The following is a 7,384-nucleotide window of genomic DNA, read 5'->3' on the forward strand; positions in this document are numbered from 1 at the left end:
AACAAATTGATTCTATAATATAGCAACACAGGCACCCATAAAATGGGTGTCTGTATTACTCCTTGTTCTTCTTCGGTTTTACTTAAACATACCGGCTTCTGATCAGACTTTGTAAAGGTAATTGCTGATCTCCCAGTCAGTGACCTGTCTGGTATATTCGTTCCACTCATCTAATTTTGCTGATGTGTAACGTGTAAAGATATGCTCACCAAGTGCTTCCTTCATGAAGTCACTGTCTCTCATACATAAAACAGCTTCTCTTAAGTTTGCCGGAAGGCTCTCGATGTGTCTTGCTTTCTTTTCTTCTCTTGTTAATTCAAAGATATTGCTGTCAACACTTGGTACAAGCGGAAGCTGTCTCTTGATTCCGTCTAATCCGGCTTTTAAGCATACAGCCATTGCCAGATATGGATTTGCTGTTGGATCCGGGCAACGAAGTTCTACTCTTGTTCCTGCTCCTCTTGCACTTGGGATACGAACCAGTGGGCTTCTGTTTTTTGCTGACCATGCAATATAAATTGGGGCTTCATAACCAGGAACCAGTCTCTTATAAGAGTTTACTAATGGGTTTGTGATTGCTGTCATCTCTCTCATATGTTCCATGATACCTGCGATGAAGTAATATGCTTCCTGGCTTAAACCAAGCTTATCATTATCATCTGCAAATATATTTTTGCCATCCTTTGATAAAGACATATTCATATGCATACCGGAACCACATACGCCATACTTTGGTTTTGGCATAAATGTAGCACACAGACCATGCTTCTTGGCAATTGTCTTAACAACGAGCTTAAATGTCTCGATGCTGTCGGCAGTCTTTAATGCCTCGCCATACTTGAAATCTATCTCATGCTGTGCAGGAGCAACCTCATGATGGGAAGCTTCAATCTCAAATCCCATCTGTTCCAGTGTCAATACCATATCTCTTCTGGCATTCTCACCGAAATCAAGTGGTCCAAGATCAAAATAGCTTGCACGCTCGTAAGTATTCGTTGTTGGTAAGCCATTCTCATCTGTCTGGAACAGGAAGAACTCACATTCTGGACCTACGTTCATCATGTAACCCATATCAGCAGCTTCCTTCAATGCTTTCTTCAGAACATATCTTGGATCACCTTCAAATGGAGTGCCATCCGGCTTATAAACATCACAGATCAGTCTGGCAACCTTACCCTGCTGTGGTCTCCAAGGGAAAGTCTCATATGTATCATAATCTGGATAGAGATACATATCGGATTCCTCGATTCTTGCAAATCCTTCAATAGAAGAACCATCAAACATAATCTTGTTATCCAGTGCTTTTTCAATCTGACTTGAAGTTATAGCAACATTCTTAAGGTCTCCAAAAATATCTGTAAACTGAAGTCTGATAAACTCTACATCATCTTCTTTTACCATCCTTAAGATATCTGCTTTCGTGTACTTACCCATAATATACTCCTTTTCATTACTTAATGTTGATATAATGCAGCGTCTGGTTATATAAAAGTATTCCACTGTTGCATTCTTTCCTGTGGACAGACTCCATCCACATTAAAGTTCTTAATAATCATAAACGCATCCCTTTATTTTGTCAACGAAAACCACACTTTATCATAAGGCTTATCGGTCAAATATCTTCACATAGCCGGCAGCGTTCATTTTCTATTTTTATCTTTTTTTCTTTGTAAATACAGTATTGCCAATAAACACCGCAAGCCCGCCATAGCCGACCGCTTCTATCAATCCTGTTATAGTTTCCCGCACAGTTGTATCTGTATGATCGATATAGGCAAACTGTTCGATTGCGGATAAGAGCCAGTACTTGCGGAGAAACACATCTCCATCAGCAAGAATCTGATCCAGACCTGTTATCACTGTTGAGAATAAAAGTACAATAATGAGATTCACCGCAACTGCCATTCCTGCATTTTTTACATTCATCGCAACTGCCATATAGATATAGGAAGAAACTACATACATAACAAGCATTAAAAGAAACACTCGGATAAATCCTGTCACATCCTCGCGTTCGATCGTTCCATGCCAGAATATCGCCCCGGCAATCAACGATACTGCTACATATAAAAGATAACTGATGCCCGCTATCACCGTTGTCTCATATAATTTACCCATATAGATCTGACATGCCTGATATCCGCGTTCCAGCATCAGCGAATAGATCCCATTCCGTTTCTCCGCCCCTATCATAATCGTGATCACAATCGCATATAAAATGGAAAGCACCTGCATCAGTGAAGCAGCAATTCCCGCACAGTCAAACAGATTTAAATCTGTAAATGCATTAAGATCCGTATCGTATCCACCTGCTGCTTCCATCAGTTCTCCGGATATAATATGTGTTGCAGCATAAAATAATCCAAATCCAACCAATACCATCCCAATGATCACAATGCATGCAATACGAAATGTCTTATTCTTCCTGATTCTGTAATTCTCTGCACGAATGATCTGATTCATCATCTGTTTCCTGCCTTTCCGTCTTACCTGTTATTTTCTGTACAGCTTGTTATTCAAATCTCTTGTTATTCAAATCTCCTGCCATTTAAACCTATTGTATTTATTTTATTATCCGAATCTACCATAGTTATTTTTTTATAATATTTGATATTCTATTTCTACACTTATGCTATTTGTTTACATTGATTTCTGGAATCGTGTAATAATATAATTCTCAACTGCTTCCTCGCTGCCTGCCTGTTGAAGCAGTTCTTCCCTTGTATATTCCATACAGATTCTGCCATGATCCATAACCAGATACCGATTGCAAAGTTTTACCAATTCGCCGATCACATGGCTGCTGATCAATATTCCGATTGACCGATTCTCATGCATTGCCAACAGACGTTCTTCCAGATCCTGCATCCCCTGTACATCCAAACCATTTAATGGCTCATCTAAGATCAAAAGCCTCGGATCACCGAGCATTGCAACCGCTATGCCAAGTCTCTGTTTCATTCCAAGTGAATACCTGCCAACCAATTTCTTTCCAGCTTCTGCAAGCCCCATCTGCTGCAACAGGCTCTCATATACCGTTTCATCCTCTACCCCAAATAATCTGCCGAAATATCGAAGATTCTCGATTCCTGACATATCGGTATATATATTCGGATTCTCAATCAGCGTTCCTACATCCTGAGTTCTTCGTTCTCCTGAAAAAATGATTTCTCCCGAATCAACCGGAATGCTTCCTGCAATCGCCCTCATCAATGTCGTTTTACCTGCTCCGTTGCCGCCCACCAGCCCAATGACATCTCCTATCCGTATAGACAATGATACATCATCCAATACTGTACATTCCTTATATTTTTTTGTAATATGATCTATCTGTACGATCTTCTCTACCATAGAGGTCTCCTTGCATTCTTTTTGTGCTATTCTCTTTTTCATATTCCTGATTATTCATTTGTTTTTTATCTAATAATATTACTATATCTTCTATATTATATAATATCTTTAATCAAAATTAAATCCCGGATGGTTCAAGACGTCAATATTTCGTTAAACGAGTCAGGCATAGATTTTCGTGTAAATACAAAATCTATGCCTTGCTTATTTAATGTAAAAAAGGATGATTGTGAATCACTTCACAACCATCCTTCATTTTTTCAGATTGTATGCACCTTACGGTGTAACCAATGAATATAGATTAATCTACTACGTATGGTAAAATTGCAATCTGTCTTGCTCTCTTAACTGCTACAGTTAAAGCTCTCTGATGCTTAGCACAGTTACCGGTAATTCTTCTAGGAAGAATCTTACCTCTTTCAGAGATGTATCTCTTTAACTTGTTTGCATCTTTATAATCGATAACAGCAGTCTTATCTGCACAGAATACACATACTTTCTTTCTTCTACGAATATTTCTTCTCTTCATTGGAGCGTCTGCTCTATCTGTCTTTGTATAAGCCATTGTATTTACCTCCTTCTTTACTTGAATGGTAAATCATCCTCTATACCTTCCGGAATACTCATAAAACCTTCTGCGCTTGCATTTGCAGGTGAAGGTCTGCCAGCTGGCTGATAACTTCCGCCATCTGATGAAGAACTTCCTTTGCTCTCAGCAAATTCCTGATCTTCGATAACAACATCTGTTGTATATACTTTGTTTCCATCTTTATTGGTATAACTGCCTGTCTGGATTCTTCCAGTAGCCACAATCTTTGTACCCTGTTTCAGATACTTTTCAGCAAATTCTGCTGAACGGCCAAAAGCAACACAGTTAATAAAATCTGCGGTCTGATCACCATTTCTGTTAAAACGTCTATCTACAGCGAGAGTGTATCTGGCAATTGCCATCTGATCATTCCCCTGAGAATATCTGATCTCTGGATCTCTTGTTAAACGACCCATTAAAATTACTTTATTCATACGGAATTCCTCCTATTACTCAGCGTCTAAACGAACGCAAAGATATCTGAGAACAGGCTCCATGATACGAACATTAGCTTCAAGCTGTGCTGGTACATCAGCTTCTGCATCGAACTGAATGAAGTAATAGTAAGCTTCGCCCATCTTCTGGATCTCATAAGCAAGCTTCTTAAGTCCGCAGTCTTCAACATTAGTGATAGTTGCATTAGCTTTCTCGATGTAAGCCTTTACTTTCTCAACTGCTGCTGTTCTAGCATCCTCATCAATCTTTGCATTAACTACTAAAGTTAACTCATACTTGTTCATGTAATTGCACCTCCTTATGGTCTCTGGCCCATATATGATATATGAGCAAGGAAATATATGATTATTAACACATCACAGAACAAAATAATATCATAAAAATTCCCGGGTTGCAAGGATTTTTTCTATTATTTCAGCATTATTTCAATACTTTTTTGCTATTCTATAAAACCTTTAAAATTCTTTTCAACCAGTTTTCTCGATACCATCACCTGATGATCACACCCTTTACATTTTAAACGAAAATCCATACCAACGCGAAGGATCTCCCATTCATTTGCACCACATGGATGCGGCTTCTTCATCTTAATTACCTGACCAACATTAAACTCCATACTGCACACTCCTTATTTATCAACATCTGAATCTGATTTTCTTTCAATCTTTTTACAGATAAAAGAAAAAGCTGAAATCGTTATGATTTCAGCTTTTCAAAGTCATGCCCAAAGCTGGAATCGAACCAGCGACACGAGGATTTTCAGTCCTCTGCTCTACCAACTGAGCTATCTGGGCATATTACATAATAGTAGCGGGGACAGGATTTGAACCTATGACCTTCGGGTTATGAGCCCGACGAGCTTCCAGACTGCTCCACCCCGCGATATAAATAAAAAAGAAATGGGCGGAGGTGGATTCGAACCACCGAAGCATTACGCAGCAGATTTACAGTCTGTCCCCTTTGGCCACTCGGGAATCCACCCATTTTTTGCTTTTCAGCAAAAAGCCGATGATCGGACTCGAACCGATAACCTGCTGATTACAAATCAGCTGCTCTGCCAATTGAGCCACATCGGCATATTAAATTAAATGACCCCAACGAGATTCGAACTCGTGTTACCGCCGTGAAAGGGCGATGTCTTAACCGCTTGACCATGGGGCCTTATAAGATTAGCTCCCCGAGTAGGGCTCGAACCTACAACCCCTCGGTTAACAGCCGAGTGCTCTACCATTGAGCTATCGAGGAATAACACCTGGTATACCACGGCGTACTCATCAAGCCTAACACAGATTCAGGTTGATGTCAATACTTTTTATTTCATGTACCTTCAGAATTTCATACAGAAAGTCTTGCGACTTCATTCTCTCCAATCTCTTTCTCGCTTATCTTTCGAACCTCTCAGGATAAGTCTTCGACCTATTAGTATCTGTCAGCTGAATGCGTTACCGCACTTACACCTCAGACCTATCAACCTCGTAGTCTTCAAGGGGTCTTATTTCTTTAAAGAATGGGATATCTAATCTTGAGGGGGGCTTCACGCTTAGATGCCTTCAGCGTTTATCCCTGCCGGACTTGGCTACTCTGCCATGCTGTTGGTCAACAACAGATACACCAGCGGTCCGTCCATCCCGGTCCTCTCGTACTAAGGACAGCTCCTCTCAAATATCCTACGCCCACGCCGGATAGGGACCGAACTGTCTCACGACGTTCTGAACCCAGCTCGCGTACCGCTTTAATGGGCGAACAGCCCAACCCTTGGAACCTGCTACAGCTCCAGGATGCGATGAGCCGACATCGAGGTGCCAAACCACTCCGTCGATGTGAACTCTTGGGAGTGATAAGCCTGTTATCCCCAGGGTAGCTTTTATCCGTTGAGCGATGGCAATCCCACGTTATACCACCGGATCACTAAGTCCTACTTTCGTACCTGCTCCACCCGTCGGTGTCGCAGTCAAGCTCCCTTCTGCCTTTGCACTCTTCGAATGGTTTCCGACCATTCTGAGGGAACCTTTGAGCGCCTCCGATACCCTTTCGGAGGCGACCGCCCCAGTCAAACTCCCCGTCAGACATTGTCCCCCAGCCGGGTCACGGCTGCAGGTTAGAAACCCAGTACTGTAAGGGTGGTATCCCAAGGTCAGCTCCATGACAACTGGCGTCATCATTTCCTAGCTTCCCACCTATCCTGTACAGACAGTACCGAATCCCAGTATCAAACTGGAGTAAAGCTCCATGGGGTCTTTCCGTCCTGGCGCAGGTAACCAGCATCTTCACTGGTATTTCAATTTCACCGGGTGTGTTGTCGAGACAGTGCCCAAATCATTACGCCTTTCGTGCGGGTCGGAACTTACCCGACAAGGAATTTCGCTACCTTAGGACCGTTATAGTTACGGCCGCCGTTTACTGGGGCTTAAATTCAAACCTTCGCTTGCGCTAAGCTCTCCTCTTAACCTTCCAGCACCGGGCAGGCGTCAGCCCATATACCTCACCTTTCGGTTTTGCATAGACCTGTGTTTTTGCTAAACAGTTGCTTGGGCCATTTCTCTGCGGCCACATCTCTGTGGCACTCCTTCTCCCGAAGTTACGGAGTCATTTTGCCGAGTTCCTTAACAACACTTCTCCCGCCGGCCTTAGGATTCTCTCCTCATCCACCTGTGTCGGTTTACGGTACGGGCACATACAAAACAATAGCGGCTTTTCTTGGCAGCTAGCTCACCAGCTTCGTTACTTATAGTTCACTCCGCATTACGTCTTCTCCTTGCAAGGGGGATTTGCCTCCCTTACGGATACCTCGCTTGCACCGGCTTTTCCATTTCCGGCTCTGGCTTTCTCTCTGCGTCCCCACAATTCTGTTTGTATGTGGTACAGGAATTTCTACCTGTTATCCATCGACTACGACTTTCGTCCTCGCCTTAGGCCCCGACTTACCCAGGGAAGATCAGCTTTACCCTGGAAACCTTAGATATTCGGCCTTTAAGATTCTCACTTAAA

The 7,384-nt window shown here is 42.2% G+C and carries 7 protein-coding genes, 6 tRNA genes and 1 rRNA gene (1 of these 14 running past the window's edge); all 14 read right to left on the minus strand.

What is annotated here, in order from left to right:
* Window positions 1-102 precede the first annotated feature (102 nt).
* Window positions 103-1,434: a type I glutamate--ammonia ligase gene (glnA, locus tag LK416_07615; protein UEA73573.1), complete on the minus strand. Its 1,332-nt coding sequence runs from the start codon at window positions 1,432-1,434 to the stop codon at window positions 103-105.
* Window positions 1,435-1,653: 219 nt separating this feature from the next.
* Window positions 1,654-2,466: an ABC transporter permease gene (locus tag LK416_07620; GenBank protein UEA73574.1), complete on the minus strand. Its 813-nt coding sequence runs from the start codon at window positions 2,464-2,466 to the stop codon at window positions 1,654-1,656.
* Window positions 2,467-2,640: 174 nt separating this feature from the next.
* Entirely contained in the window at window positions 2,641-3,351 is a 711-nt protein-coding gene (locus tag LK416_07625; protein UEA73575.1) for an ABC transporter ATP-binding protein, read from the minus strand.
* A gap of 301 nt (window positions 3,352-3,652) precedes the next feature.
* Complete coding sequence (rpsR, locus tag LK416_07630; protein UEA73576.1) at window positions 3,653-3,916, minus strand: 30S ribosomal protein S18; 264 nt, start codon at window positions 3,914-3,916, stop codon at window positions 3,653-3,655.
* A 17-nt stretch (window positions 3,917-3,933) separates the two neighbouring features.
* Window positions 3,934-4,374 carry a single-stranded DNA-binding protein gene (locus LK416_07635; protein ID UEA73577.1) on the minus strand — a complete coding sequence of 147 codons (441 nt, stop codon included), beginning with the start codon at window positions 4,372-4,374 and terminating at the stop codon, window positions 3,934-3,936.
* 15 nt (window positions 4,375-4,389) lie between these two features.
* On the minus strand, window positions 4,390-4,680 hold the full coding sequence (rpsF, locus tag LK416_07640) for a 30S ribosomal protein S6 (protein UEA73578.1): 291 nt from the start codon (window positions 4,678-4,680) through the stop codon (window positions 4,390-4,392).
* A gap of 155 nt (window positions 4,681-4,835) precedes the next feature.
* Window positions 4,836-5,012, minus strand: a complete 177-nt coding sequence (locus tag LK416_07645) for a DUF951 domain-containing protein (GenBank protein ID UEA73579.1) — start codon at window positions 5,010-5,012, stop codon at window positions 4,836-4,838.
* A gap of 105 nt (window positions 5,013-5,117) precedes the next feature.
* Window positions 5,118-5,190, minus strand: a tRNA-Phe gene (locus tag LK416_07650).
* 14 nt (window positions 5,191-5,204) lie between these two features.
* A tRNA-Met gene (locus tag LK416_07655) sits at window positions 5,205-5,278 on the minus strand.
* Between the two features lie 18 nt (window positions 5,279-5,296).
* Window positions 5,297-5,378: transfer RNA gene (locus LK416_07660), tRNA-Tyr, on the minus strand.
* A gap of 21 nt (window positions 5,379-5,399) precedes the next feature.
* Window positions 5,400-5,472: transfer RNA gene (locus LK416_07665), tRNA-Thr, on the minus strand.
* 13 nt (window positions 5,473-5,485) lie between these two features.
* Window positions 5,486-5,557 (minus strand) — tRNA-Glu (locus LK416_07670).
* A 12-nt stretch (window positions 5,558-5,569) separates the two neighbouring features.
* Window positions 5,570-5,641: transfer RNA gene (locus LK416_07675), tRNA-Asn, on the minus strand.
* Between the two features lie 154 nt (window positions 5,642-5,795).
* Window positions 5,796-7,384 (minus strand): 23S ribosomal RNA (locus LK416_07680) (it continues 1,299 nt past the right edge of the window).

It is taken from the genome of Lachnospiraceae bacterium GAM79, assembly GCA_020735665.1.
Classification (GTDB): domain Bacteria; phylum Bacillota; class Clostridia; order Lachnospirales; family Lachnospiraceae; genus Coprococcus.

Coding starts and splice junctions, on each gene's coding strand:
- rpsR (UEA73576.1), bottom strand. CDS start 3,916: ATGGCTTATACAAAGACAGATAGAGCAGACGCTCCAATGAAGAGAAGA.
- LK416_07620 (UEA73574.1), bottom strand. CDS start 2,466: ATGATGAATCAGATCATTCGTGCAGAGAATTACAGAATCAGGAAGAAT.
- rpsF (UEA73578.1), bottom strand. CDS start 4,680: ATGAACAAGTATGAGTTAACTTTAGTAGTTAATGCAAAGATTGATGAG.
- LK416_07645 (UEA73579.1), bottom strand. CDS start 5,012: ATGGAGTTTAATGTTGGTCAGGTAATTAAGATGAAGAAGCCGCATCCA.
- LK416_07635 (UEA73577.1), bottom strand. CDS start 4,374: ATGAATAAAGTAATTTTAATGGGTCGTTTAACAAGAGATCCAGAGATC.
- LK416_07625 (UEA73575.1), bottom strand. CDS start 3,351: ATGGTAGAGAAGATCGTACAGATAGATCATATTACAAAAAAATATAAG.
- glnA (UEA73573.1), bottom strand. CDS start 1,434: ATGGGTAAGTACACGAAAGCAGATATCTTAAGGATGGTAAAAGAAGAT.